The 24,062-nt window shown below is 40.6% G+C and carries 19 protein-coding genes, 1 tRNA gene and 1 pseudogene; 8 read left to right on the forward strand and 13 right to left on the reverse strand.

Annotation, left to right across the window (positions count from 1 at the left end):
• Positions 1 to 3: 3 nt before the first annotated feature.
• Positions 4 to 79 (forward strand) — tRNA-Val (locus AN393_RS17775).
• A gap of 667 nt (positions 80 to 746) precedes the next feature.
• Entirely contained in the window at positions 747 to 2,393 is a 1,647-nt protein-coding gene (locus AN393_RS17780; RefSeq protein ID WP_055018775.1) for a tetratricopeptide repeat-containing response regulator, read from the forward strand.
• Positions 2,394 to 2,397: 4 nt separating this feature from the next.
• Here the strand turns inward: AN393_RS17780 and msrB are convergent, their stop codons facing one another.
• From msrB to AN393_RS17815, 7 genes are all read right to left on the reverse strand, one after another.
• Entirely contained in the window at positions 2,398 to 2,838 is a 441-nt protein-coding gene (gene msrB / locus AN393_RS17785) for a peptide-methionine (R)-S-oxide reductase MsrB (protein WP_004588868.1), read from the reverse strand.
• Positions 2,839 to 3,132: 294 nt separating this feature from the next.
• Positions 3,133 to 3,573: a hypothetical protein gene (locus AN393_RS17790; protein ID WP_055018776.1), complete on the reverse strand. Its 441-nt coding sequence runs from the start codon at positions 3,571 to 3,573 to the stop codon at positions 3,133 to 3,135.
• An 11-nt stretch (positions 3,574 to 3,584) separates the two neighbouring features.
• Positions 3,585 to 4,091: a DUF2919 domain-containing protein gene (locus AN393_RS17795; RefSeq protein ID WP_055016494.1), complete on the reverse strand. Its 507-nt coding sequence runs from the start codon at positions 4,089 to 4,091 to the stop codon at positions 3,585 to 3,587.
• Between the two features lie 9 nt (positions 4,092 to 4,100).
• A complete protein-coding gene (gene ligA, locus AN393_RS17800; protein WP_055018777.1) occupies positions 4,101 to 6,119 on the reverse strand; it encodes an NAD-dependent DNA ligase LigA in 2,019 nt (672 codons plus the stop codon).
• 72 nt (positions 6,120 to 6,191) lie between these two features.
• Positions 6,192 to 6,947 (reverse strand): cell division protein ZipA, encoded by a 756-nt coding sequence (zipA, locus tag AN393_RS17805; RefSeq protein ID WP_055016492.1) that lies wholly within the window; start codon positions 6,945 to 6,947, stop codon positions 6,192 to 6,194.
• Positions 6,948 to 7,019: 72 nt separating this feature from the next.
• Complete coding sequence (locus AN393_RS17810) at positions 7,020 to 10,415, reverse strand: AAA family ATPase (RefSeq protein ID WP_055018778.1); 3,396 nt, start codon at positions 10,413 to 10,415, stop codon at positions 7,020 to 7,022.
• A 67-nt stretch (positions 10,416 to 10,482) separates the two neighbouring features.
• The gene (locus AN393_RS17815) at positions 10,483 to 11,214 is read right to left on the reverse strand and encodes an RNA methyltransferase (RefSeq protein ID WP_055018779.1); all 732 of its coding nucleotides are present in this window, start codon (positions 11,212 to 11,214) and stop codon (positions 10,483 to 10,485) included.
• 162 nt (positions 11,215 to 11,376) lie between these two features.
• Between AN393_RS17815 and AN393_RS17820 the strand changes: the two genes are divergently transcribed.
• The 3 genes from AN393_RS17820 to AN393_RS17830 are packed head-to-tail and all read left to right on the forward strand — an operon-like array spanning position 11,377 to position 13,885.
• Positions 11,377 to 12,486: a YjgN family protein gene (locus AN393_RS17820; RefSeq protein WP_055018791.1), complete on the forward strand. Its 1,110-nt coding sequence runs from the start codon at positions 11,377 to 11,379 to the stop codon at positions 12,484 to 12,486.
• 9 nt (positions 12,487 to 12,495) lie between these two features.
• Positions 12,496 to 13,518: a M48 family metallopeptidase gene (locus AN393_RS17825; protein ID WP_055018780.1), complete on the forward strand. Its 1,023-nt coding sequence runs from the start codon at positions 12,496 to 12,498 to the stop codon at positions 13,516 to 13,518.
• Positions 13,505 to 13,885, forward strand: coding sequence for a DoxX-like family protein (locus tag AN393_RS17830; RefSeq protein WP_152968291.1), 381 nt, complete (start codon positions 13,505 to 13,507; stop codon positions 13,883 to 13,885). The genes AN393_RS17825 and AN393_RS17830 overlap by 14 nt, the downstream gene beginning before the upstream one ends.
• 65 nt (positions 13,886 to 13,950) lie before the next feature.
• Here AN393_RS17830 and speB read toward each other — a convergent pair whose 3' ends face one another.
• Positions 13,951 to 14,874, reverse strand: a complete 924-nt coding sequence (speB, locus tag AN393_RS17835) for an agmatinase (RefSeq protein WP_055018781.1) — start codon at positions 14,872 to 14,874, stop codon at positions 13,951 to 13,953.
• A gap of 3 nt (positions 14,875 to 14,877) precedes the next feature.
• A pseudogene (gene speA, locus AN393_RS17840) lies at positions 14,878 to 16,790 on the reverse strand (biosynthetic arginine decarboxylase).
• Between the two features lie 250 nt (positions 16,791 to 17,040).
• On the opposite strand from speA, the gene AN393_RS17845 reads away from it, so the two are divergent.
• Both AN393_RS17845 and AN393_RS17850 read left to right on the forward strand, forming a co-directional pair.
• On the forward strand, positions 17,041 to 17,904 hold the full coding sequence (locus tag AN393_RS17845) for an alpha/beta hydrolase (protein ID WP_055018782.1): 864 nt from the start codon (positions 17,041 to 17,043) through the stop codon (positions 17,902 to 17,904).
• 2 nt (positions 17,905 to 17,906) lie between these two features.
• Entirely contained in the window at positions 17,907 to 18,512 is a 606-nt protein-coding gene (locus AN393_RS17850) for a TetR/AcrR family transcriptional regulator (protein ID WP_055018783.1), read from the forward strand.
• 47 nt (positions 18,513 to 18,559) lie between these two features.
• Here the strand turns inward: AN393_RS17850 and AN393_RS17855 are convergent, their stop codons facing one another.
• From AN393_RS17855 to AN393_RS17870, 4 genes are all read right to left on the reverse strand, one after another.
• Positions 18,560 to 18,892, reverse strand: a complete 333-nt coding sequence (locus AN393_RS17855; protein WP_055016484.1) for a YnfA family protein — start codon at positions 18,890 to 18,892, stop codon at positions 18,560 to 18,562.
• 125 nt (positions 18,893 to 19,017) lie between these two features.
• Positions 19,018 to 19,887 (reverse strand): MYG1 family protein, encoded by an 870-nt coding sequence (locus AN393_RS17860; protein ID WP_055018784.1) that lies wholly within the window; start codon positions 19,885 to 19,887, stop codon positions 19,018 to 19,020.
• Positions 19,888 to 20,050: 163 nt separating this feature from the next.
• The gene (locus tag AN393_RS17865; RefSeq protein ID WP_055016482.1) at positions 20,051 to 20,521 is read right to left on the reverse strand and encodes a GNAT family N-acetyltransferase; all 471 of its coding nucleotides are present in this window, start codon (positions 20,519 to 20,521) and stop codon (positions 20,051 to 20,053) included.
• Between the two features lie 157 nt (positions 20,522 to 20,678).
• Positions 20,679 to 22,943, reverse strand: a complete 2,265-nt coding sequence (locus AN393_RS17870; protein ID WP_055016481.1) for an EAL domain-containing protein — start codon at positions 22,941 to 22,943, stop codon at positions 20,679 to 20,681.
• A 382-nt stretch (positions 22,944 to 23,325) separates the two neighbouring features.
• Here AN393_RS17870 and cysZ point away from each other — a divergent pair, with 382 nt between their 5' ends.
• The gene (cysZ, locus tag AN393_RS17875; protein ID WP_200909050.1) at positions 23,326 to 24,039 is read left to right on the forward strand and encodes a sulfate transporter CysZ; all 714 of its coding nucleotides are present in this window, start codon (positions 23,326 to 23,328) and stop codon (positions 24,037 to 24,039) included.
• The last annotated feature ends 23 nt before the right edge of the window (positions 24,040 to 24,062 follow it).

Here is a 24,062-nt window from a genome sequence, read left to right on the forward strand (position 1 = left end):
TGTGGGTGATTAGCTCAGTTGGGAGAGCATCGCCCTTACAAGGCGAGGGTCACTGGTTCAAGTCCAGTATCACCCACCACATATAAACCACCTTACTTATTCTTACTGTTTATTATAAAGCATCGCCGCCCTTTACAAATAATGGCAAGGGTCACCAGTTTAAGCTAAGTAGTCACCCACCACATATAACCACTTCTAAAGTATCTAAATTTAACCTCCTCTTACCAATTATCATAAAAACCCCTATTTAGGTAGTTAACCCAGCTATAAGCAAAAGAGCATCGCCACCCTTTACAAATAATGGCGAGGGTCACTGGTTCAAGTCCAGTATCACCCACCACATATAACCTATTCTGAATAATTATTATAAAAACTCTATCTAGGTAATTAACCCTGCTGTAGAAAAAGAGCATCGCCGCCCTTTACAAATAATGGCAAGGGTCACCAGTTTAAGCTAAGTAGTCACCCACCACATATAAGCATTTCTAAAGTATCTAAATTTAACCTCTTCTGATCAATTATGATAAAACCCCCTATTTAGGTAGTTAACCCAGCTGTAAGCAAAAGAGCATCACCCCCTTTACAAACAATGGCGAGGGTCACTGGTTCAAGCCAGGTGATATTAAGCCAGCTAAAGGTATTGAAATAATTTAATCTTCTAATAACCTCGGCTAATAGTTAAATTCCCTTGTAAGCAGCTAAACTGTTGATTATAGTCTGTGATAAATCAAACAACATTCAAGCCAATGCCAACTAAGATCTACGCCAAAGCCAAAATACTGATAGTGGAAGAGCAGCCTCTCGCTCAAAGCTATATGAAACAGTCGCTAGAAAGGCTTGGCTTTCGGCAGTTGTACTTTGCCGATCATGCAATTGCAGCAAAAGAGCAATGTTTGGCGGAGCAATTTGATTTAATTGTATGTTCGTTTAATTTAAGCAAACACCAAGACGGCTACCAACTCTACGAAGAACTCAGAGTTAAACAACTGATAAAAAACTCCACCGCGTTTATTTTTATTTCTGCAGAAACCAGCGGTGCGCTAGTACATAGCGTTTTAGAGCTTCAACCCGACGATTTCTTAGTAAAGCCATTTACAGTACAAGAGTTAAAAACGCGGATTGAGCGTATTTTAAAACGTAAAAATGAGCTACAGAGTATTTATACTTTAATAGATGATGGCAACGACTCTAAAGCTATCAAAGTAATCGATGCCGCTTTAAATAAAAAAAACAATATATATAGTCCTATTCTACTGCGCTTAAAAGGTGATGCGTTGCTTAGGTTAAACCGCAGTGAAGAAGCTAAAGACTTTTTTACCTCGGTGCTAGATATACAAAAATTTGCCTGGGCCAAAGTGGGTTTAGTAGAAGCGTTGATTGCTAACAATGAGCATATACTGGCTCAACGTATGTTAAAAACCATGCTTGAACGTCATGAAACACGTTTAGTTGCTTTAGATTTACTTGGCCGGTTAGAAATAAAATTAAACCAATTTGAGCTAGCACAAGATTTTTTAAGCCAAGCAGTGGATATTGCACCCCGTAATATTCAAAGACAAAAATCGTTAAGCAATGTTTCGTTAGTAAACCACGATTACGAAAAAAGCTATTTAACCCAAAAAGACATAGCCAGCTACGCGCGTCATTCTATTCACGACAGCCCCGATATTTATCTCAATGCTGCCCGTGCCGGTATAGACTTTGCGCTAACAACCGATCAAACAGATCAAATACAACGTATTTCGCGCCAAACTAATAAATATATCAATGATTTAAAAAAGCAGTTTCCTAATAACGCAAATCAATCTCAAATTGATGTACTCAATGCCCGTTTGCACTATTTAAAAGACGAGCACCAAAAAGCAAAGCGTCTTATTGAGCAGCTCGATGATGACGATACGTTAATACGCTCTGTAGATGGGGCGCTTGATAAAGCAAAAGCGTTTCACGAACTGGGTTTTCACCAAAAAGCACAAGCCTTATTCAGCCAAATAATTAGCCACTGTGAACGCCACCCCAATATGAGTGATATGACTTACTTGCGTTACATTCAACAGCAGCAAAGTGAGCGTCGCGATATTAAAATGGGCCCGAAAGAGCTTAACAACCATGCAGTAACGCAGTTTAATAAAGGGCAATTAAATACAGCGTTAGAGGCGTTTACGCAAGCATTTAGAGTAATGCCGCGCAACCCAAGCATTGCTCTTAATTTATTACAGTGTTTATTTGATTCAACAAAACAAAAAGGCGGCACTTTTAACTTAGTTCTTGCCAAAAAGTGTTACGCCCTTTTGAGTAATGCTACCTTGCAACCAGATCAGTCACAGCGATTAGATAAAATTTTGCATATGGCAAAAGAAATGAAACTCGATATACAAAACTTAAGTAAATAAAACCCTAGAGCTTTTTCATTGCAGCGGCATTTACACAGTAGCGCAAACCCGACGGTGCTGGGCCATCAGGAAAAATATGACCTAAGTGTGCATCACACACATTACACACCACTTCAACGCGCTGCATACCATGGCTTAAATCGTTCACATAACCAATTGCATCGACAGTTGCAGGCTGCGTAAATGATGGCCAACCTGTGCCGCTATCAAACTTTTCATCGGCATCAAAAAGTAAATTATCGCAGCAAACACATGCATATTTACCTGGTTCCAATAATGTACAACTTTGAGAGCTATGTGGGCGTTCTGTGCCCTTTTTACGTGTCACATAATATTGCTCATCACTTAGCATTGCCTGCCATTGCGCGTCTGTTTTTACAACCTTTTCGCGTGGCGTAGGGTTGCCATTATTGGCAAAATTTATAACATCATTCCAAGTAAGCATAATAGCCTCCTTAGGTATTAATAAGTGATTAGGGCCTGTTGTTCTTTTAAGGTTAAATTTGCAGCAGTCTGTTTGGTATTTAGGCAAGGCAGAGCCTATGCAGTGTAGTTATTCCCCATAATTGGGCGATAACGTAGCATTAATGCCAAACAGGCGCTGCCCAATGGGTTCTTCCTAGGGGCTATTTACTCTTTGTTGCTCAGCTTTTACTTAGCCCACTAGGTTACAAACCTCGCGCCGCGATTAAATAGCCCCTAGTTTGAACAAACTTTAATCCACAAAGTTCAACAGACCCTAACTAAAGCGAATAGTTTGCTTTTCATGATCTGAAAGTATGCGCTTCATATAGGCGTCTATGTCATTTTTTTGTGCGGGTAAACTTACACTAAATTGTCGCTCGTTATTGCTATGAATAATAAGCTCATCGTTCTTACTTTCTATATGTTCAATATTGCCAATAACAAGCCATTGCGGGCCAAATTTTTTATCAAAAAAACCTGCCAAACTAAATAACATTAAGTGCTGTGCATCGCGCTGAATAAAATTATCAAGCGTATTGCGCTTTTTAAAGGCGGGTGTCAGCCTGTAACAACATGAACAAAACACAAATAACCATAACCCTATTACGGCAGAAAACCAAATATGATCAGTTAACGATGTAAACAGCACCAAAGCACCTAAAATAATGCCAATACCAAGCACTACAAGGGCAATTTTTTTATTAATGTTATCCATTTGGCTCCCTTTTATTTAGCGTTTTTATCATCTGCTTTTTCGGTAGGCTCTGGCCAATCGTTAAAAAACACCTTTAAATAACGACTCTTTGCCAAGTACCACATTACCCAAAACACAATTACCATTTGCACAGCTAAAAACAGTGAAAACCGGTAATGACTATGTGCTGCTTGTATTGTTAACCAGCTTAAGTCGGTTATTGCGCACACAAGTAACGGCCAGCGCATGTAACGCCATGCCATCGCTAAACGCGCGCTTTGTTGGTGCGAGTCCCGCGGGCGTCTTAAGCAAAATAAAAAAGTGGGCATAATCGCAATAGCACCAATTGAAATTGCGATAAAAAAATCGTTTTTAGATTTAAAAAATAACGACATTAAATCAAGCTCAGGGCGGCGACTCAGCGCCGCTATAACCCAAATAAAATACGCCCGTAGTAACACCAATAAACTTAGGTGAAATGCAATTGGCGTACGGTAGCTACCGTATTTATCCCAATACTCGGGTCCATATCGGCTCATTTTATTACCCTAAGCATTGTACTTATCAAACAGTGCAATTAAGTCATCTTCGCTAAGTATGTCTATGCCTAAATCTTGTGCTTTAGTTAATTTAGAGCCGGCTTTTTCGCCCGCCACCAATGCATCTGTTTTAGCCGACACACTACCGGCTACTTTTGCACCTAACTGTTGTAAGCGTGCTTTAGCATCGTTTCGGTTTAAAGTATTAAGCGTGCCTGTTAATACATAGGTTAGCCCAGCTAAAGGTTGTTCATCCTCTGAAGGCGGCGTTAGCGCTGGCCAATTAATGCCGTGTTCGATTAAAGCATTAACCACATCTACATTATGTTGCTCATCAAAAAAGCCACGAACATGCGTTGCTACAATAACGCCTACATCGCTCACTTGCGTAAGGCTTTCAACACTGGCGTGGGTTACCTTTTCAAGTGTTAAAAAATGATTTGCTAAGTTTTGCGCTGTGGCCTCGCCAACCTCACGAATACCCAGCGAATACAAAAACTTTGCAAGCGTCGTTGTTTTTGCAACTTCAAGCGCATCCACTAAGTTTTTAGCCGACTTAGGGCCCATACGCTCAAGTGACTCAAAGTGACCTTGTTTTAATATAAATAAATCTGCGGGGGTTTTTACCAGCTCTCTATCAACCAGTTGATCAACTATTTTGTCGCCTAAGCCATCTATATCAAGCGCTTTGCGTGATGCAAAATGCTTTATCGCTTGTTTACGCTGAGCTTGGCACACTAAGCCACCGGTACAACGAGCCACGGCCTCGCCTTCTACTTTTTCAACGTGTGAGTCACAAATAGGGCAACTGGCAGGAAATACAATGTCGCGTGCATCATCTGGACGGCGCTCTAGCACTACTTGTGTAATTTGCGGAATAACATCGCCAGCGCGGCGTATAATTACTGTATCGCCTACCTTTACACCTAAGCGGGCTATTTCATCGCCGTTGTGAAGCGTTGCATTTGATACCGTAACACCGCCTACAAATACAGGCTCTAAACGCGCTACGGGTGTTATAGCACCTGTGCGGCCAACCTGAAACTCAACATCAAGTAACTGGGTTATTTCTTCTTGCGCAGGAAACTTATAAGCAATGGCCCAGCGCGGTGCACGTGCAACAAACCCTAAACGCTCTTGTAAGGCTTTTTGATTTATTTTTATTACTACACCATCAATTTCATATTTCAGCTCGCTTCTGCGCGTTAAGATATCGCTGTAGTAATCTAAAGCCGCTTGTGTGCCTTCTACTAACTTTGTTTCTGGACACAGCGGTAAACCCCAATCAGTTAATTTTGCCAATTGTTGGTAGTGATCCTCAGGGATTGTACCCTCAGCCACCAGCCCGGTGCTGTATGCATAAAACATTAGCGGGCGTTTAGCAGTAATTTTTGAATCAAGCTGGCGTAGGCTACCTGCGGCTGCATTTCGCGGGTTAACAAATACTTTTTCGCCACGTTTTTCGGCTTCGCTGTTTAGTTTTTCAAACCCAGCGCTATCCATAAATACTTCGCCACGTACTTCAAGCTCTGCAGGGTAATCGCCACGCAGCTTAAGAGGCACATTTCGGATTGTTTTTACATTTTGTGTAATATTCTCGCCGGTAAATCCATCGCCACGCGTTGCTGCCTGAACAAGCACACCATCACGGTAAATAATCGACACAGCCAAGCCATCTAATTTAGGCTCACAACAAAAAGTGAGCTCATCTTGGCTCATTAAACGCTCTTTAATACGGCGGTTAAAAGCGCTAAATTCTTCTTCACTAAAGGCGTTATCAAGCGATAGCATGGGCACTTGGTGAGCTACTTGTTCAAATTTACTCAGCGCTGCGCCTCCTACCTTTTGAGTAGGCGAATCAGGCGTTAAAAATTCTGGATTTTCTCTTTCAAGGGCACTTAACTCGCGCAATAGTCTATCGTATTCTGCATCAGGAATACTGGGTGTATCAAGGACATAATAATTGTAGTTGTGTTGCTCTAACGTACTACGAAGATGATTAATTTGCTCACTAATGCTGCTAGACATTTAAACCTCAAAAAACATAAAAAAAGCCACTTTTAGGTAAGTGGCTTAATAAAAATAATGTACGCGTATAAATTACGCAGAAAATGCACGAACCTGCTCAACATATTGACGAACGCGCTCAACGGTCATTTCTTCACGCTCGGCATCTAAAATTTGTGCACCAAATTCATCGGCAATTTTCTTAGCTGCGCTATGTAACATATTAAACGCTGCAAGCCCATCGCTTTCACAAGGTAAAGTCATAAATAAGCTAACCCCTGCGGTGCTAAATTGTTCCATATTATCAATGTCAAACGTACCTGGATTATACATATTTACTAATCTAAATAACACTGGACCTTGCCCTGCTGGGTCTATGTGGCGATTAAAAAAGCCTTCTTCTGAATATTTAAATCCTAAGGTATTTACTGCAGGCAATAACTTACTGCCTTGCATGCTTAGCCCCTCAGGCATTTGAATATGCACAATAACAAAGTCAGACACATCTGCTGGCGCTTCTTTTTCGCTCTCTGGCTCTGGTTCTAGCTCTGGCTCTTGGACTACTTGCAGGTCATCTTCAATGGGTGTTTGCGCCACACTAGTATCTATTTGCGGCTCGTTTGCATCAAAGTTTAGCTCGCCAAATTGCGGCTCATCTCGCTGGGCAACAACCGGCTCTTTAGGTTCAACAGGTGTATGCGAAGGTGTATCTTGCATTGGCTCAACCCGCTCTGAAGGCGCTACCTCTGGGCTGTCTTTTTTTCTAACTGACCATAAACCATGTACTAATAAGCCACCTATGACAAGTACACTGATCACAATTAAAACCAATCTTAGTTCTTCGGCCATCCCCTCACCTTTTATTATTTGTTATGCCTAAACCCGTGTATTAATTAACACTAATACGCTTAAATTAAACTGTTATGTATGTGCAAGTTGCACTGCTTGTTCTATATCTACTGCTACCATGCGTGATACGCCTGGCTCTGCCATAGTAACGCCAGTTAAACGCCCTGCCATTTCCATCGCAATTTTGTTATGACTAATATAAATAAACTGCACCGATTGTGACATTTCTTCAACCAAACGGCAAAAGCGTACCACGTTAGCATCATCAAGCGGCGCATCTACTTCATCCAGCATACAGAATGGAGCTGGATTGAGCCTGAATATAGAAAACACTAATGATAATGCGCTCAGCGCTTTTTCTCCACCACTTAACAGATGAATTGTCGAATTTTTCTTACCTGGCGGCTGTGCCATTATACTAACACCACTTTCGAGTAAATCGTCACTGGTTAATTCTAAATACGCGCTACCACCGCCAAATACTTTTGGAAATAGCTCGGCAAAGTCTTTGTTTACTTGATCGAAGGTAGCTTTAAAGCGTGTTTTGGTTTCGCTGTCTATTTTACGTATCGCCCCTTCAAGTGTATTTAACGCTTTGGTTAAATCCTCAAGTTGATTATTAAGGTAATCACTGCGCTCTTTAGCTTGTTCAAACTCATCTATTGCGGCTAAATTAACCGGACCTAGCTTATCTAGTTGATGCACAAGCCCACTGATCTGATTTTGCGCTGCATTTAAACTCAGTGAATCAGGCAGTGTATCTAAAACACTTTTTAAACTTTGCTTTAATTCTTCAAGCGGCTCAAGTGCTGCCTGCGCTTTTATAATTAGGCTTTGCTCTTCAATGCTTAGCGTTTGATGGTGTTCTTGCAAAGCCACCAACTCACCTTGAGAGTGCTTAAGACTCGCTTGCTTGCTTATAAGTGTTTGCTTTGCCTCATTAAGCTTTTTTTGTAACACATCTAAGCTCGCTTCACCTTGCTGATGTTTTATTAAAAGCTGTGCTATTTGCTCAGTGAGCTCTTGCTCAGGTATTAGTAACGCTTCCATTTGCGCTTGTAGCTCTTGCGCTTCTTCTTGCGCACTAATGAGCGCTTGCTCAGCATGATTAAGCTTTGTTTGACTAAGCTGCCACTCACTGTGTGCTTTTTGCTCTTTTAACGTGGCTTGATGCGCTTGTGTTTTATATTGCTCAAGTGTCGCTGCAGCTTGGCTGTATGCTGTATTACTGCGTGTGCAAGCGGCGTCGGCCCTTGCCAGTTCGTCAGCTAAAACACTTTGCTTTTGATGTAATACTCCAAGCGCAGTGTTGTGCTCATCGCGTGTTTTTAATAATTGTGATTGCTCAGTGGTTAATGCACGCTTTTGTTGCTGGTACTTTTCTAGTTGCTGTAAAAACTGCGCTACTTGCTCTTTTAACATGTCGCTGCGCGTAGTGGCCACGGCAATGTTTTGTGCTAATTGATGAATTGCGTTTTTAAGAACCGCTAATTCATCATTCAGCTTTTGCTGCTGTGTTTTAAGCGCATTAAGCTGCTCAACGTCTCTTGCAAGTGTATTTTCGGCCTCTACTAAGCTCGCTGTTTTTTGCTTTAACTGTGTGTGTTTTAAAAGTTGTGAGTTTTCGGCATTTTTGTCTGGGCTGCGGTGCCAGTTTCGAGCATGTAAAGCACCGCTCTTATCCATAACCGCAATATAAAATGTATCGTTTAATGCAGCTAAGTCAGCGTTTTCGCTGTACGCAATACGGGTCAATAAATCGGGATAAACACCCTCAGTAATCAACGCCGCAACGCTATTAACTGGTATTTCACTTTTGTGAGGCCACACACTATTGTTGCTTTGCACATCCGCTACGTTTAGGTGCTCAAGCGTTTGCAGTGCCTGTTCAACTATATGTTCAAACCCTTGCTTTACTTCTAATTGATTAAATAAAGTGTGCTGCTTATTGTCATTCTCAATCCCTAAACTACTTTTAAGCCCAGCAATGCGCGCTTTTAGCTCATTAACGTGCTGCACGCTTTGCTGATGCTGTTGCTCAGCGTCATTCACTAAATCGGTTTGCTCTTTAAGCGCTGCGTTGCACTGAGTTTGCGCCGTTTGCTTACTAGCAAGCTCATGAGTTAGGGTTTGTTTGTATTTTTGTTGCTCGGCTAGTTGCTGCTCTAATTGGCTACTTTTAATATCATTAATTTGGCTATTTAGCTGGCTAAGCTGTGCGTTTACATGGGCTAATGATTGCTCTGTTTGCTTAACACTACTTTGCTGCGCCTGTACTTTATTATTAAGCGCGTGCTGTTGTTGATTTAGGCTTTGCCACGCGGCTGTGTGCTTATTTTTTTCATCCGCTAAATCTGCAAGTGTAAGGGTAAGCTCTTCAACTTGCTCGCTGCACTCTAAGCCGTATTCACTTATCTCTTGGTGGCTCACAGCTAACTGCTCGCATACGTTTTGCTGCTGTGTTTTTAGCGCTTCACTTTGCAGCTTTCGCTGCTCAAGCTTAACCATACTTTGCTTAAGTGTTTGCGTTTGCTGTTTAATATTAATGTGTTGCTGTTCAGCGCGAGTCAACTCTGTGTGGGTAACGTGTTGTTGGTGCTGCGCATCGTTAAGCACATCTTGCTCTGCATTTACTTGAGCCTCTAGGCTTGCAAGCACATCGTCATGGCCTGAGTGGGCCGTTTTAAAAAAGGCGATTTGCTCATTAAGCTTTTTAATTTGCTCACTTTTTTCAAGCTGTTGTTGATGCAGCTTTTGCCATTTTAATACAGCCACTTGGCCTTTTAAGGTACGCTCTTGCGCTTTTAAATCGCGATATTTTTTCGCATCAACTGACTGTAAAGCGAGTTTATCAAGCTGAGTTTGCAGTTCTTTACGCACATCGAGCAAACGCTCTAGGTTTTCGCGGGTACTTTTAATGCGGGTTTGGGTTTCGCGGCGGCGCTCTTTGTATTTAGACACACCGGCGGCTTCTTCTAAAAATACGCGCAGCTCTTGAGGTTTGCTCTCGATTAAACGCGAGATCATCCCTTGCTCTATAATTGCGTAACTACGCGGACCAAGCCCAGTGCCTAAAAATATATCGGTAATATCGCGCTTACGGCATTTGCTCCCATTTAAAAAGTATAACGATTGACCATCGCGTGTTACTAAACGCTTAATTGCTATTTGGTTTCTGTCGGCAAATGTATTAGGCAAATCACCTTGGGTGTTATCAAAAATAAGCTCTACTGACGCTTGCGAGATAGGTTTACGATTAGTTGATCCATTAAAAATAACATCGGTCATGGCATCGCCACGTAAGTTTTTAGCTGAGCTTTCACCAAGCACCCATCGCACAGCGTCAATCACGTTTGATTTGCCACAGCCGTTAGGCCCAACAACACACGTCATTTGATCTGGAAATGGAATTTTAGTGGGCTCTACAAACGATTTAAAGCCCGCTAATTTAATAGTGCTTAAGCGCATCTTATTGTTATTACCGATTATTATTGTTATTACTTACAAACAATTTAACTCATAAACAGTTAAAAAGTTAAGCTTGGCGTTTAAAGTTATCTAAAATAATACCTGTGGCCATTGCCACATTAAGTGACTCTGCCTCACCAAAAGCCGGTATGGTTATTTTATCGCTTACTAATTTTGCACACTGCTCGCGTATGCCATGTGACTCACTGCCCATAAGCAATACACCCTTTGCGCTAAAGTCTGTTGTATGTACGCTTTGCCCATCTAAAAATGCCCCATAAATAGGCATATTTAATGATTGTAAGTATTCAGGTAGCTCTACTTGGCTTACCGATACTCTGACAAATGAACCCATAGTCGCGCTAATTGTTTTAGGGTTGTAAGCATCGGCACTATCGGTACTTGTTACTATATGTTTAATGCCATACCAATCGGCAACTCTAATAATAGTGCCTAAATTACCAGGGTCAGAAACTCCATCAAGCGCCAATATTAAACCGTTGTTATCAGGTAAATCAGCCTTTGGCATATCAACCACGGCAATGGCCGCGTTGTTACTTACTAAGGTACTGGCTTTAGTCAGCGACTCTTCCTCTGCTGGCGTAAAATTTACATGTGGGAAGTGGTTTTGATGAGTATTTATAAACGCTTGTGTTGCAAATATATCAACCGCCTTTAATGGGCTGTTTAACAACTCAAGTACGTTTTTTTCACCTTGTACAAGGTATTGATTATATTGTTTTCTGTACTTTTTCTGGCCAAGTTGGCGAATAAGCTTGAGTTGGTTTTTTGAAATCATAACAGCCCCATAAAATTATCGCCCTAGTATACCAGAGATGATTTAAAGTGCAGCACCACATATATTAAAAGCAGTGCCATTGCAGGCTGTAAGGCTTTTAAAGATTGAGCTTTGCGCCAAATTTAGGTAAATTAACAAAAAAACAACATGGATAATATTTTAATGGAATCTATACACCCTACTCCCCCAGAAACCACCCCTGCAGTAAGTGAGCCTGCTGCCCCTATTTTTAGCGGTCAAGTACAGTTTAGCGGCAAAGGCGGTGAATTTTTTGGTATTTGGATTGTTAATATTTTACTGAGCGTGCTTACTTTAGGTATTTATTCGGCTTGGGCAAAAGTGCGCACAATGCGTTACTTTTATGGCCACACCCGCATTGACGGCCACAGCTTTGACTACTTAGCCACCCCGATGCAAATTTTAAAAGGCCGTATTTTAGCGGTTATTGTATTTTTAATTTACTCCTTTGGTAGCAGCTTTTTTCCTTTTGTAGGTTTACTTTTTGCGGTTGCTTTTATCTTTTTAATGCCGTGGATAATTAACCAAGGCCTGCGTTTTAATATGCGTATGACCCGCCATCGTAATGTACGCTTTGCATTTAGAGGCGATTACGGCGAAGCCTTCATTAACTTTATTCTTTTACCTATCGCCAGTATTTTTACCCTTTATTTATTAATGCCGTATGTTTTAAAACGTATCGACACGTACATACATAGCAATATTAGTTACGGCGATACGCCACTAACCGTAAACCTTAAAGGTGAAACCTACTACTTAACCGCCCTTATTTGCTTTGTGGTGAGCTCTATCACTATGGTGATTTTTATGGCTGTTTTAGGCTTGTTTGGCCTTGATTTAATGAATGCAGAAAACCAACAAGCCGCACAAGATCCAGCCAAAATGGGCATTATGTTTGGTGGGTTAATGATTGCTTATGTATTTATGATTGCCATAGTCACCGCTGTGTGGGCTGCGGCTATTCGTAATCATATTTTTGATAACAGCCAATTTGAAGACGTAGCATCTTTTAAATCAGAGCTGAGGCCTATTCCTTTTGCCATATTACTGTTAACTAATATGCTAGCCATTGCGTTTACTCTTGGGCTTGCCTACCCGTGGACCAAAGTACGCACATCAAGAATGCTTGCCGAGGTTACAACCGTTAGTATTTACCCAAGCGCCCTAAACTTGGTTGATAGTACACAGCAAGAGCAGTCATCATTTGCCGAAGAAGCGGCCAATGTATTTGATATTGACCTATCGCTAACCTAAGAGCTAATTATGCACGTACAGGGACATTACTTCCCCAAGGCATCAAGCAATTATCAACAAGGAGTCGCTAATATTGGCGACTCCTTAGTTGCAATTAGCCATGATGATCAGCTTATTTCAAGCTACGCTATAAGCGATATAACACTCACCCCAGGGCTTGCCGGTCTTGCTGACGAACTGTGTTTTAATGATGGTAGCCGCTTTATTCCTACTGATGTAAATTATCGCTGGCCTTTTAAAACGAATAAACTCGATAGACTCGAGCGCCTTGAAAAAAGTAAATGGGCCATTATCGCGGCTGTTATTTTTACACCGCTTTTTATGTGGCTAATGCTTTATAAAGTTGTGCCCACTATTGCCGTTTATAGTGTTGATACTCTGCCGCGTAGTGTTGTAGAGCAGATGGGTGAACAAAGCTTTACCATAATTGAAAAGCTAGCACTTGATGAAAGCGAATTGCCTAATGAGCAACAAATTAAAGTACAACAATACTTTAATACCATGCTTAATGAACTCTCACTTGAGCCATCTATTTATAGGTTGTCGTTTTATAAATCAGAGGCCTTTGGAGCGAATGCATTTGCAATGCCTCACGGGCGCATAGTGGTCACTGATGAATTAGCTAACTTATTAGCTGATAAACCCAACGCGTTAAAAGCGGTATTACTTCACGAAATTGGTCATGTAGTCCACCAGCATAGTGTACGCATGACCGCGCAATCGGCAGCCAGTACCATTGTACTTGCTGTGATATTTGGCGACTTAGAAGGCATAGCAGAAGTGGCACTTGGCACCGGTGCTACCTTTGCACAGCAAGGGTTTTCGCGTGATATGGAGCGTGAGGCAGATAGCTATGCGCTCATTCAACTTGAGCATTTGGGTTATTCGAGCAATGATTTTGCCGATGCCATACAAGCACTGCAAAGTGCCCATACAAGTGAAAATGAGCACCTTGAAAAGGTGAATAATTTGCTCGAATACCTATCAAGCCACCCAAGTGCACAAGAGCGCATTGATAATGCCAGAAAATAACACGATTTATATCCAACTTGCCCGCTATATTGTGGGGCTTAGTTGGATATACCACGGCTTTTTCCCAAAGCTGTATCATATTGCACCACTTGAAAAATTGATGACTGGCAGTGCAGGTTTTTCAGCACAAGTGTCTGACTTAATTACACGTTCGGCGGGTGTTGGCGAAATTATATTTGGTTTGTGTTTATTGGTATTTTATAAACATAAGCATATCGTTATTTTAAATATCGTAGCGTTGATTGGCCTTTTACTCGCTGTAGTAGCAATGCAGCCACAATTACTTATTGAAGCATTTAACCCAGTAACTACTAACCTGCCGCTTATTGGATTAAGTTTTATTTGGTTAAAAGAAATTACTAAATAATCGGTATCTTTAAAATAAAAAAGGTATGCCTGCCCATACCTTTTTTGTAGTGCTCTCTTATAGCGTTAATACTTATTTTTATGTGTCCACAAATGCAATAATTCACTGGCAATGGTTGCTGCAGCAATAGCAGTAAGCTCACTTTGGTCGTACGACGGTGATACTTCTACCACATCCATTCCGATTATATTTATACCTTTAAGCGCGCGCAATGTTTTAAGCACTTTATCAGATGTTAATCCGCCGCACACGGGAGTACCTGTACCTGGTGCAAATGCAGGGTCTAAACAATCTATATCAAACGTTAAGTAAACGGGTAAATCGCCTACTCGCTCACGTATTTGCGCTGCTATTTCATTGGCATGCAAATCGTTAGCTTGCATTGCATCAATCACTGCAAACTCATGCTTTGATTGGTCAAAGTCGGTGCGAATACCTATTTGTATACTGTGCTCTACATCAATCAGCCCTTCCATCGGTGCATGATAAAACATAGTGCCGTGATCAAAACGCGAGCCATTGCTGTACGTATCAGTGTGCGCATCAAAATGAACCAGTGCCATTTTACCATGTATCTTTGCATGTGCGCGCAATAGCGGAAGCGTTACAAAGTGATCGCCCCCAAGGCCTAACAGCGTTGCACCTTGGCGAAGTATTTGCTCTGCGGCCATTTCTAACTGTGCCGTAAAATACTCCGGATCGCCTACCGGATAAGTAAAGTCTCCGGCATCGGCAACGCTTAACCGCTCAAATAAAGGGAATGTCCACGGGTATTTAGTGTCTTCCCAGGCTAAATGCACCGACGCACGTCGTATTGCATCTGGCCCTAAGCGTGCACCAGGGCGGCCCGATGTTGCTAAATCAAAAGGTAACCCCAGAACAACGACATCCGCATCTATTGCGTTAATATTTTGCACCATAGGACGACGTAAAAACGTCATCCCGTTTGAATACAATGAGTGTTCAACATGACCAAACAAGCTAGACATTACTTATAACTCTTCTAAATAAGTGTAGCCATTAAGGCCGTTTTGCAACTCGTCTAAAACGCTTTGCTGTTCATTTTTATCTATTTTTGCAGACACTAACTGCGCGTACGACTGTTGAAAGCTCTCAACATCTAAATGCACATAGCGCATCATATCGGCCACCGTATCGCCTTGATTTATTTCGCTAATACTGGCAACACCTTGCTCATCCATATTGATAATAGCACTGTGCGTATCGCCAAATAAATTGTGCATATCACCTAAAATTTCTTGATACGCTCCCACTAAGAAAAAGCCCATTAAGTAAGGTTTATCTACACTGTACTCAGGCACGGGTAATGTGCTTTCAATGCCTTGACCATCAACATAGTGCTCGAGTGCGCCATCTGAATCACAGGTTATATCAAGTAATACCGCACGTTTTTTTGGTGCTTCGGTTAAGCCACTTAATGGCAATACCGGAAACACTTGATCAATCCCCCACGCATCAGGCAATGATTGAAAAAGCGAAAAGTTTACAAAAAACTTATCGGCTAAACGCGCATTTAACTCGTCAATAATTGGGCGATGAAAACGGTTTTTGTTATCCATGTTTTTGTTAAGCTCATAACAAATACGTAAGTTAACTTGCTCTGCCCACGCACGCTGCGTTAAATCTAAAAGCCCCAGTGCAAATTGGTTATGCGCCTCTGCTAAGTCACCTTGGCTATCGTGATAAATTTCAATCAGTGCACGGTCATCCGTTAAACCGGTTAATTGCACATACGATGCCCACATGTTTTTTAATAACAGAGGTGCATCTGCCACTGGTGCTACTAACTCCTCTGGAGTGTAACTTTCAGTACCAATAACATTAGAAATAAGCACTGCATGATGCGCCGTTAGTGCACGCCCCGACTCAGAAATAATCGTCGGCATGGGCTGCGCGTACTGCTTACAGGTATCACCAATGGTGTACACAATGTTATTTGCATATTCAGCTAAGCTGTAATTCATAGAGTTATGCGATTGGCTGCGCGTACCATCGTAATCAATCGCTAAACCACCCCCAACATCAAGGCACTCAATGTGTGCACCTAATTTGCGTAGCTCACAGTAAAAGCGCGCGGCTTCGCTTACACCTAAGCGCACATCGCGAATGTTTGCCATTTGCGAGCCTAAGTGAAAATGCACTAGTTGCATTAAATCAAGTTGACCTGCGTCTTTTAAACGATTCACTACATGCAGTACTTGCGACGCTGATAAACCAAATTTAGATTTTTCACCGCCACTTGCTTGCCACTTCCCTTTGCCTTGCGATGCTAAACGTACACGAATGCCAATGCGTGGTTTAACATTTAGCGCTTTTGCTTGGCTAAGTACCATGTCGAGCTCAGAAAGCTTTTCAAGCACTATGTATACTTTATGGCCTAATTTTTCGCCAATAAGGGCCAAGCGTACGTATTCTTTGTCTTTGTAACCATTACATACAATCACCGCACTGGTTTTTTCTGCCATTGCCAAAACGGTTAATAGCTCTGGTTTACTGCCGGCCTCAAGCCCTAATTGTTTTTTTTCTAATTCAGCCTGGCTTGCTACTATTTCTTCAACCACTTCGCGCTGTTGGTTTACTTTAATTGGGTAAACTAATAAGTAATCTTTTGGGTAACCATAGTTTTCAATCGCGGTATTAAACGCACTACATAAACTGTGCACACGATGATGTAAAATTTGTGGAAAGCGCACTAAAGCCGGTAAGCTCAAGCCCTTTTCTTGAAGTTGTTTTGCAATATCTGTTAGTGCAATAGTTTGCTCTGGGGCGTGAGCCTTTGGGGCAACATACACATCACCTTGATCATTAATACCAAAAAACCTTGGCTCCAATGACGAACATTGTAACTCGTGCGAGCTTGTTCTAGTGATGTTGTCTCTTTCATTTATCTTTCTCTTTTGTTTAATGAATGCCGGTTCGGCGAGCTGCGCGCATTAAAAGAAAAATAGACTGTTAAGTCCAACAAGTATTTTTACTCGTAACGAGTGATTTTTAGTGTTGAGAAAAAACACCTACACCATAGCTTTTTACAGCTAACCGCCTTTAGAAAAGCAAGCTGACAACACAGCTAAAAAATAAGTACAGCTGTACTTTTTTAATATAAAATAGAACAACTGTACTTATTTGGTATAAACATGAAACAAATTTATTTTAATCAAAACAAGCCACCTAAATTTTCTAAAATAACAAAGGCTGCCACTTTTGGTCTGACCAAAACATTTCCTAAACTTAGTGCCCGCCTTGCCATGAAGGTATTTTGTAATCCGCATAGCCGACGCCAATACGAATTTAGAACATGTATACAGCCAATTAATATTAAGCTTACTACCGAGCTTGGTGCAGTAAACCTGTACTATTTTAGCCAAGCCGAAAACACTAAAACGGTATTTTTATCTCATGGCTGGGCCGACAGCACTAATCGGTTTACTGCTTTAATAGACGAACTACTTGAAAAAGGCTTTAATGTTTACTCAATTGATCACATAGGCCATGGCTATTCGTACGGCAATACCTCGCACTTATACGGGTATATGCAGGGTCTAACAGCGGCTTTTGAGTACTTTAATGGGCAAAACATTACCATTAATAGAGTCGTTACACACTCTATGGGCGGTGTTGCTTTGTTAAACTTAGCGCCTCATTATTTAGAAAATAAAAAAATTGTGTTTATCTCTGCCCCTGCACAAATATTTGAAGCCATGTTTGCAAAAGTTAGGCAAGTGGGGATTTCTGAGCTCATGCTAGAAAACATGCTTAATAAGGTGTCAGACAAATATGGTATTAACTGGCAAAACCTTCACCCTGACCATTCTAAAAATAAAATAAACGAAAACATGTTGTTTATTCATGATAAAAATGACTCAGTGGCAAGCTTTGAAGCAATAAAATTATTGACTGAGAACACACCCGCAACACTTGTGGCCACACAGGAGCTTGGGCACGTACGCATTTTAAAAAGCCAATACGTGTACGACCAAATAACACGCTTTATGGATTAACAATGAAAAAAAGTGAGAGCACTAAGCGCAATATACTGCACAAAGGAATGACCTATGCGGCTGCACATGGTTTATATAGCTTGTCGATAGGGAAAATAGCGGCAGTCACTAACATGTCGCGTACTGGGGTAATCTCACACTTTGCCAATAAAGAAGATATGCAAGTGGCTATTTTGGCCTACACCGAAGAAGAGTTTAGAAAACAGGTTGTTGATATATCTGTTGATGAAGATGCGTTAATTCATTTAAATAATTTTCAGCAACGCTGGCTTGAGTGGCTCAATTTTTTAGATACGGTATCGCCTGGTAAGCAGGCAAGCTGCCCGCTCATTAAAGCGTCGGTAGAATTTAAAGCGAGCCCCAATTGTTTGGTAAGGCAGTTTATGCAAGACCAACACTTAAAAATGATTAACTACCTCACTAAACTTGCAGTTAACTGCCAAGCACAAGGCTACTTTAGCCAAGACAATGAGCCGAGTATTTTTGCGTATGAGTTTTATGGCTTATATACCGGGCATGTTGTACAAACAAGTTTAATAGACAATCCAGCTTTAACGCTTACTTATAAAAAAGTAGTTGGCAATTTAATTGAGCGATATATGCGTTAACAGCAGTAGCCTGTAAGGCGTTTTTCACCTTTAATATGACTTACTTTTTAAGCGCTTTTAGGCGCAAAAATAATAATAGCCATACCCAGTAAGGCAACCGCCCCGCCCACTAAATCCCACATTGTAAGTTTTACGCCATCAACAGCCCATAACCACAGTAAAGCCACACATATGTACACGCCGCCATACGCGGCATACACCCGTCCAGCGGCTGCTGGGTGTAACGTTAGCAACCACGCGAATAGCGCTAAACTGACTGCTGCAGGTATTAAAAGGAATATGGATTTATCTTCTTTAAGCCAAAGATAAGGTAAGTAACAACCAATAATTTCAGCAAGGGCGGTAATAATAAATAGCGCGATAGTTTTTACTTCAAACATAAAACCTCACGTAATTTAAATAACAAGAACATAATAACCCTAAGTAACTGCAAATTAGTTACTTAGCTAAAATATAATGTGAAATATGGGTAAAAGACTCTTTACCCATATTTAAGCAAAACAAGTTACTCGGCCAAGGCCGCGTCAGCCAGCTTCATTGTACTTTCGAACGATTTAGTACCGGCTATAAATAAACCGTTGTGGCAAAATACAGCGTCGTCTAAGCCTGTTTCAGCTTGAAACTCTTCATCCGATAAACCAGCCCACGCTTTAGGCAGTGACTTTCTGTCTTCAAACGAGCCAAGCTCTACTGGTACAGTTTGAATAATCCATTGGCCGTTTTGCGAAGGGTAAACCATAAATAAAGCGTCGCTTGATAAATGGTGTACTGTTTTTTTCCATGGTGTGTATTTTTCTAAAATAATCACGCGGGGATCTTTTGCCTCTTCTATTGCTTTTGCAACAATATCTTTGGCGTTAATGCTTCCCTTTGCTGAGGCAATAAAACGGGTTAATAAACGCGCTGCAAACTCAACGGCTTCATCAAAGCATTCATCAAAGTTGCCTTCCTCTTCCCATGTTGGATTAAACATAGAAAGCGTTTGGCTAAGCGTTATGCCCTCAACCACACCTTTAACGTAACCACAATCTATTGCATCAATAGTAGAGACTAAACCAGTGTCTACTCTATCAGCCACCGCTTGGTTATTATCACACAGTGCTAAACCATACTTTTTCCAAATTAAGCCAAATGACGAGTATGGCGTGCCATTTTCGCGCTCGCCTGCGCCGCCGCGTTGGTGGTGATCAAAGCGTCCTGTGTCAGGGTTGTATTCGCCACCTACATCAACAACAATATCGGCACTTTCTATTATGGCTTTATCGCGGGTTCGTACTAAGTTAAAGGCAGGCAATACATGCTTAAGTACCGCAATGCTAAACACATCGTCGGCATGGAAATTACCGCTGTGGGTTACTACTGTTAAATCGCTCATTGGTTTTGGGCTACTTTTAAAAAAGATAAAATTCTCACTTATGAAGTGCTAAATGCAGATTAAAACTTACATGGCGAATTTTATACGAACAGCGCAATGAAAAACAGTGAAGTATTTTTTGCGCCCACATTAAAGGGCAGGCGCAAGGAATAAATCAGCAATTTTATTTTGGCTCAGGGCTTAGACCAAGCTCCATAAATACACTTTGTGGGTTATCTTTATACGAGCCAAAGCTTGCACAGCGCTCAAAACCTAAATCCTCGTATAAACTAATTGATTCGGTTTGCTTAGGGCCCGTTTCTAAACGAATGAGTGGAATTTTTGTTTCGCCGGCATAATGCAGCAAGTTTTGCATGATACGTCTTGAAAAGCCTCTACCTCGGTAACTCGGTTTAACGTACAAGCGCCTTATTTCGCCATAAAGCGTACCGTCATTTTGCTTAACAATAGCACCACAAGCAATAATGCCATCTTCATTTTTTAAACCAATTGCGTAAACGTTGTCTTTATTTAATTCTTCTATTTTAAGAGATTGGGCTGTAGCCACCGGATATAACGAGTTTATCAGTCTATCTATATCTGCAAACACATTAACTACATCAGGATCCTTAGGGGTTAATTCGACTAACTGCATCTCTTGTCGTCCATTTTTTATTTTGACTCATTATAATAAGTTCATAATATATATTTACGACATGTGTTCCTAGTGTTGTTTAAACAAAATGTTTTAATAAGGTAAAAATAGATTTATTAAAACGTTAGCTAAATGAGCGCAAACAACGTTCAGGCTACTAAGCACTTAGGCTTTGCTTTTTTAATTGATGGGCATGCCACTTAAGGTAATTGCTGCTGTTCATTGGCTTTGCAACTAGGTAGCCTTGTATGCAATCTGCATTTAGCAAGTTTAGTAGCTCAAACTGCGCCTCTTGCTCTACACCCTCGGCGACCACAGTAATATCTAAACTTTTACCAAGGCTTATAATCGTATTAACAATATTAAAGCCTTTGCCTTTATCTAAAATTTTATCAATGAAGCTTTTATCAATTTTTATTTCCTGAACAGGGAAGGCATTTAAATGTGCTAAGCACGAATAGCCAGTGCCAAAGTCGTCAATTGAAAACACAAATCCACGTTCTTGTAGTTCAGCCATTTGTTTTATTGTGCTGTTTATATCACCCGACAACATGGTTTCTGTGATCTCAAGTTTTATGTGTTGTGGCTTTATGTTGAACTCTTTAATTGTAGAGCATAGCTCACGGGTAAGCTGCGACGAATTAAACTGTATATGGCTAATATTTATAGATACACTAAAGTGCTCTTCTATCATATTGCTTTGACTAAGTTGATTGATAAGGCTACAAATATTACGAAGCACTATATTTTGCAGTTTTTGGAGCAAACCGTATTGTTCTGCTATGGGTATAAACTGGTTGGGCGCGATAACCCCTTTTTCTGGATGAATCCATCTAATCAGCGCCTCTGCACCCACTAAATTCCCTTGCATATTTATTTGCGGCTGAAAATACGCACAAAACTCATTATTTGCAATGGCCCTTACAATATCGGTTTCTAATTCAGCTTGTTTTTCAAGTAATGTTTGCAACCTAGGATCATAAAAGCTGCAGCTGTTTCCCCCTTTTTCTTTGGAGCGGTACATAGCGGTATCTGCAAATTTTAATATGTTATCGGTGATTGTGTGCTCTTCGTTGATTAAACAAATGCCTATACTACAGCTCACTTGAAATGCCAGCTCCCCAATTGAAAACTTATCGTTAAACACGCTTTGCACTTTTTTTGCGACTATTTCAGATTCAACACAGGCTTGGTGATTATGCTCACCAATGTATTCGAGTAAAATAATAAATTCATCGCCCCCCACTCTCGCTAACGTATCTGATGCTCTTAATACGCCACTTAAACGTTTTGCCAATTCTTTTAGTACTTGATCGCCTGCGCCGTGACCTAGTGAGTCATTTATTCGTTTAAAGTTATCAACATCTAAAAACAAAAGTGCGCCCGTTTTGTTGCTGCGTTTAATACGCTCTACACATTTTTTTAAGCTGTCGCTGAGCATGCGCCTATTAGGTAACCCAGTTAAAGGATCAAAAAAAGCAAGCCGCTGCACTTCTTGCTCGGCTTTTTTGCGTAGGGTCACATCTCTTGCCATCCACACTACGTGTTTAAGTTTTGGATTATCTGGCTGGTAGTTGTTAAGTGCGGCCGCTCTACCTTCAAAGGTAATGTGGCCCTTAGGCACTTTTAAATCGTACTCAAATACTTGCATTTCATTAGTTTGGATGGTTTTTTTAATAACCCCCATAATCATGTCGGCATCTTTTACAGGGAACAAATCTTTTACACTTTGACCAACCAAATCATTCGATGATTCGAGTAATAAATCATTCGAGGTGCCATAAATATCGGTATAGACTCCCTCTTCGTTCAAAATCAAAATAAGATCGGGCATCACCTGCGTAAACGCTTTAAATTTTTCATTACTTTTTTGCAGGTCTGCAACTAGCTGCCTAGCTTTTAGCGATTCTGCGTTTTTTTCAAGTGCTATGCTGGAAAAGTGTACAAAATAGTCAATAAGCTCTAAATCTTGTTGTGTAGGTGCTTTAGGGGTGCCGTGGTAAATAGCAAACGTGCCTAATATTTCATCAGTGGTTGACACAATCGGGGATGACCAACAAGAGTATAAACCATAGCTTTGCGCTAACTCTTTGAAACCTTCCCATAAAGGTGAGAGGTTAATATCAGGTGCAATAATTCGTTCGTTTTTATAAGCAGCGGTGCCGCAAGATCCAACGTTAGGGCCTATAAATAAACCATTTATTGCCTTTAAATATCCATCGTCGATATTTGGGGCAGCACGATGAAATAACTGATTACCCGTTAAAGAAAGTATAGAGCACCTTGCCGAGCTGTCTTCAATGATCTGCTCTATAGCTAAACAAATATCTTGTAAAACATCATCTAAAGCTATACCTAACGCAATTTTAGATAATATATTCTGCTGGTGAGATAACAATTGTTTTAGTTTTGCAGTATTCATACTTCACCATGCATCTAGGTACTATTAAATTATTAAGCACTTTAAAAAAGCAGTGCATCAATAAATTCCTGCTCTTAGTTCGTATATTTAAAGTGAGTATAGTTAAAAAACTTACAACGCGAGTTTTATTATTACGATTAAAGAAATTGTTTTTAATAAAATAGCTAAATATCAGTGTTAGTATGCGTCAAGCCTACATTGTTTTGCAACAAAAAATAAACATTGTTAACAAAGCAATCCAACTAAGGCATTCATCAACTTTTTAAAAATTTTGCAGGTTTAACACTTTGTTACTTAAAAAGGCTGTTCAAAATTATCAGTCTAATTATACTGCATGCAGATATGAGTATTTTTTGAGGTTACTGTGCAGATCATACAAGGTATGGAATATTTTTTTTCGGGCTTTAAATTAATTAGCCAAAAAGGCCTTAAGCGCTTTGTGCTTATCCCGCTTTTACTTAATATTTTATTGTTTGGTAGTTCACTCTTCTTTTTATTTGGTTGGCTAAGCGACAGCTTTAATTATATCAACAACATGTTACCTGAGTGGCTTAGTTGGCTTGAGTGGCTAATGTGGCCTATAGCAATACTTGTTGTACTATTTAGCTACAGTATGCTTTTTACCGTAATAACCAACTTTATTGCCGCACCATTTAATGGCTTACTCAGTGAAAAAGTTGAGCTTTATTTAACAGGTCAAAAAATAAATGACGACGGTTTTGCTGATTTAGTTAAAGACATACCCCGCATGGTAGGCAGAGAGTGGACAAAGCTTTGCTATTACTTACCCCGCGCTATTGGCTTTTTTATTTTGCTGTGGATTTTACCCGTTATTGGCCAAGTATTATGGGTTTTATTTACATGTTGGATGTATGCTGTGCAATACAAAGACTTCGCTTTCGATAACCATAAAGTAGGCTTTAAACAAATGAAAGACGATTTAAAGTCTAAGCAAGGCTTATCTTATGGCTTTGGCTTTGCTGTTATGCTACTCACTGCAATCCCATTTATTAACCTAATTGTTATGCCCGTTGCTGTGTGTGGCGCTACCCGTTTGTGGGTAGATAATTACCGCTCTAAATACCGAGTGGGCTAAATAACACTATAGCAATTAATAAA

The sequence above is a fragment of the Pseudoalteromonas sp. P1-25 genome, from assembly GCF_001401805.1.
Lineage (GTDB): Bacteria > Pseudomonadota > Gammaproteobacteria > Enterobacterales > Alteromonadaceae > Pseudoalteromonas.

Bases quoted from the DNA above. Each gene is read 5' to 3' on its own strand.
- AN393_RS17780 (WP_055018775.1), top strand. From the start codon at position 747: ATGCCAACTAAGATCTACGCCAAAGCCAAAATACTGATAGTGGAAGAG.
- msrB (WP_004588868.1), bottom strand. From the start codon at position 2,838: ATGCTTACTTGGAATGATGTTATAAATTTTGCCAATAATGGCAACCCT.
- AN393_RS17790 (WP_055018776.1), bottom strand. From the start codon at position 3,573: ATGGATAACATTAATAAAAAAATTGCCCTTGTAGTGCTTGGTATTGGC.
- AN393_RS17795 (WP_055016494.1), bottom strand. From the start codon at position 4,091: ATGAGCCGATATGGACCCGAGTATTGGGATAAATACGGTAGCTACCGT.
- ligA (WP_055018777.1), bottom strand. From the start codon at position 6,119: ATGTCTAGCAGCATTAGTGAGCAAATTAATCATCTTCGTAGTACGTTA.
- zipA (WP_055016492.1), bottom strand. From the start codon at position 6,947: ATGGCCGAAGAACTAAGATTGGTTTTAATTGTGATCAGTGTACTTGTC.
- AN393_RS17810 (WP_055018778.1), bottom strand. From the start codon at position 10,415: ATGCGCTTAAGCACTATTAAATTAGCGGGCTTTAAATCGTTTGTAGAG.
- AN393_RS17815 (WP_055018779.1), bottom strand. From the start codon at position 11,214: ATGATTTCAAAAAACCAACTCAAGCTTATTCGCCAACTTGGCCAGAAA.
- AN393_RS17820 (WP_055018791.1), top strand. From the start codon at position 11,377: ATGGAATCTATACACCCTACTCCCCCAGAAACCACCCCTGCAGTAAGT.
- AN393_RS17825 (WP_055018780.1), top strand. From the start codon at position 12,496: ATGCACGTACAGGGACATTACTTCCCCAAGGCATCAAGCAATTATCAA.
- AN393_RS17830 (WP_152968291.1), top strand. From the start codon at position 13,505: ATGCCAGAAAATAACACGATTTATATCCAACTTGCCCGCTATATTGTG.
- speB (WP_055018781.1), bottom strand. From the start codon at position 14,874: ATGTCTAGCTTGTTTGGTCATGTTGAACACTCATTGTATTCAAACGGG.
- AN393_RS17845 (WP_055018782.1), top strand. From the start codon at position 17,041: ATGAAACAAATTTATTTTAATCAAAACAAGCCACCTAAATTTTCTAAA.
- AN393_RS17850 (WP_055018783.1), top strand. From the start codon at position 17,907: ATGAAAAAAAGTGAGAGCACTAAGCGCAATATACTGCACAAAGGAATG.
- AN393_RS17855 (WP_055016484.1), bottom strand. From the start codon at position 18,892: ATGTTTGAAGTAAAAACTATCGCGCTATTTATTATTACCGCCCTTGCT.
- AN393_RS17860 (WP_055018784.1), bottom strand. From the start codon at position 19,887: ATGAGCGATTTAACAGTAGTAACCCACAGCGGTAATTTCCATGCCGAC.
- AN393_RS17865 (WP_055016482.1), bottom strand. From the start codon at position 20,521: ATGCAGTTAGTCGAATTAACCCCTAAGGATCCTGATGTAGTTAATGTG.
- AN393_RS17870 (WP_055016481.1), bottom strand. From the start codon at position 22,943: ATGAATACTGCAAAACTAAAACAATTGTTATCTCACCAGCAGAATATA.
- cysZ (WP_200909050.1), top strand. From the start codon at position 23,326: ATGGAATATTTTTTTTCGGGCTTTAAATTAATTAGCCAAAAAGGCCTT.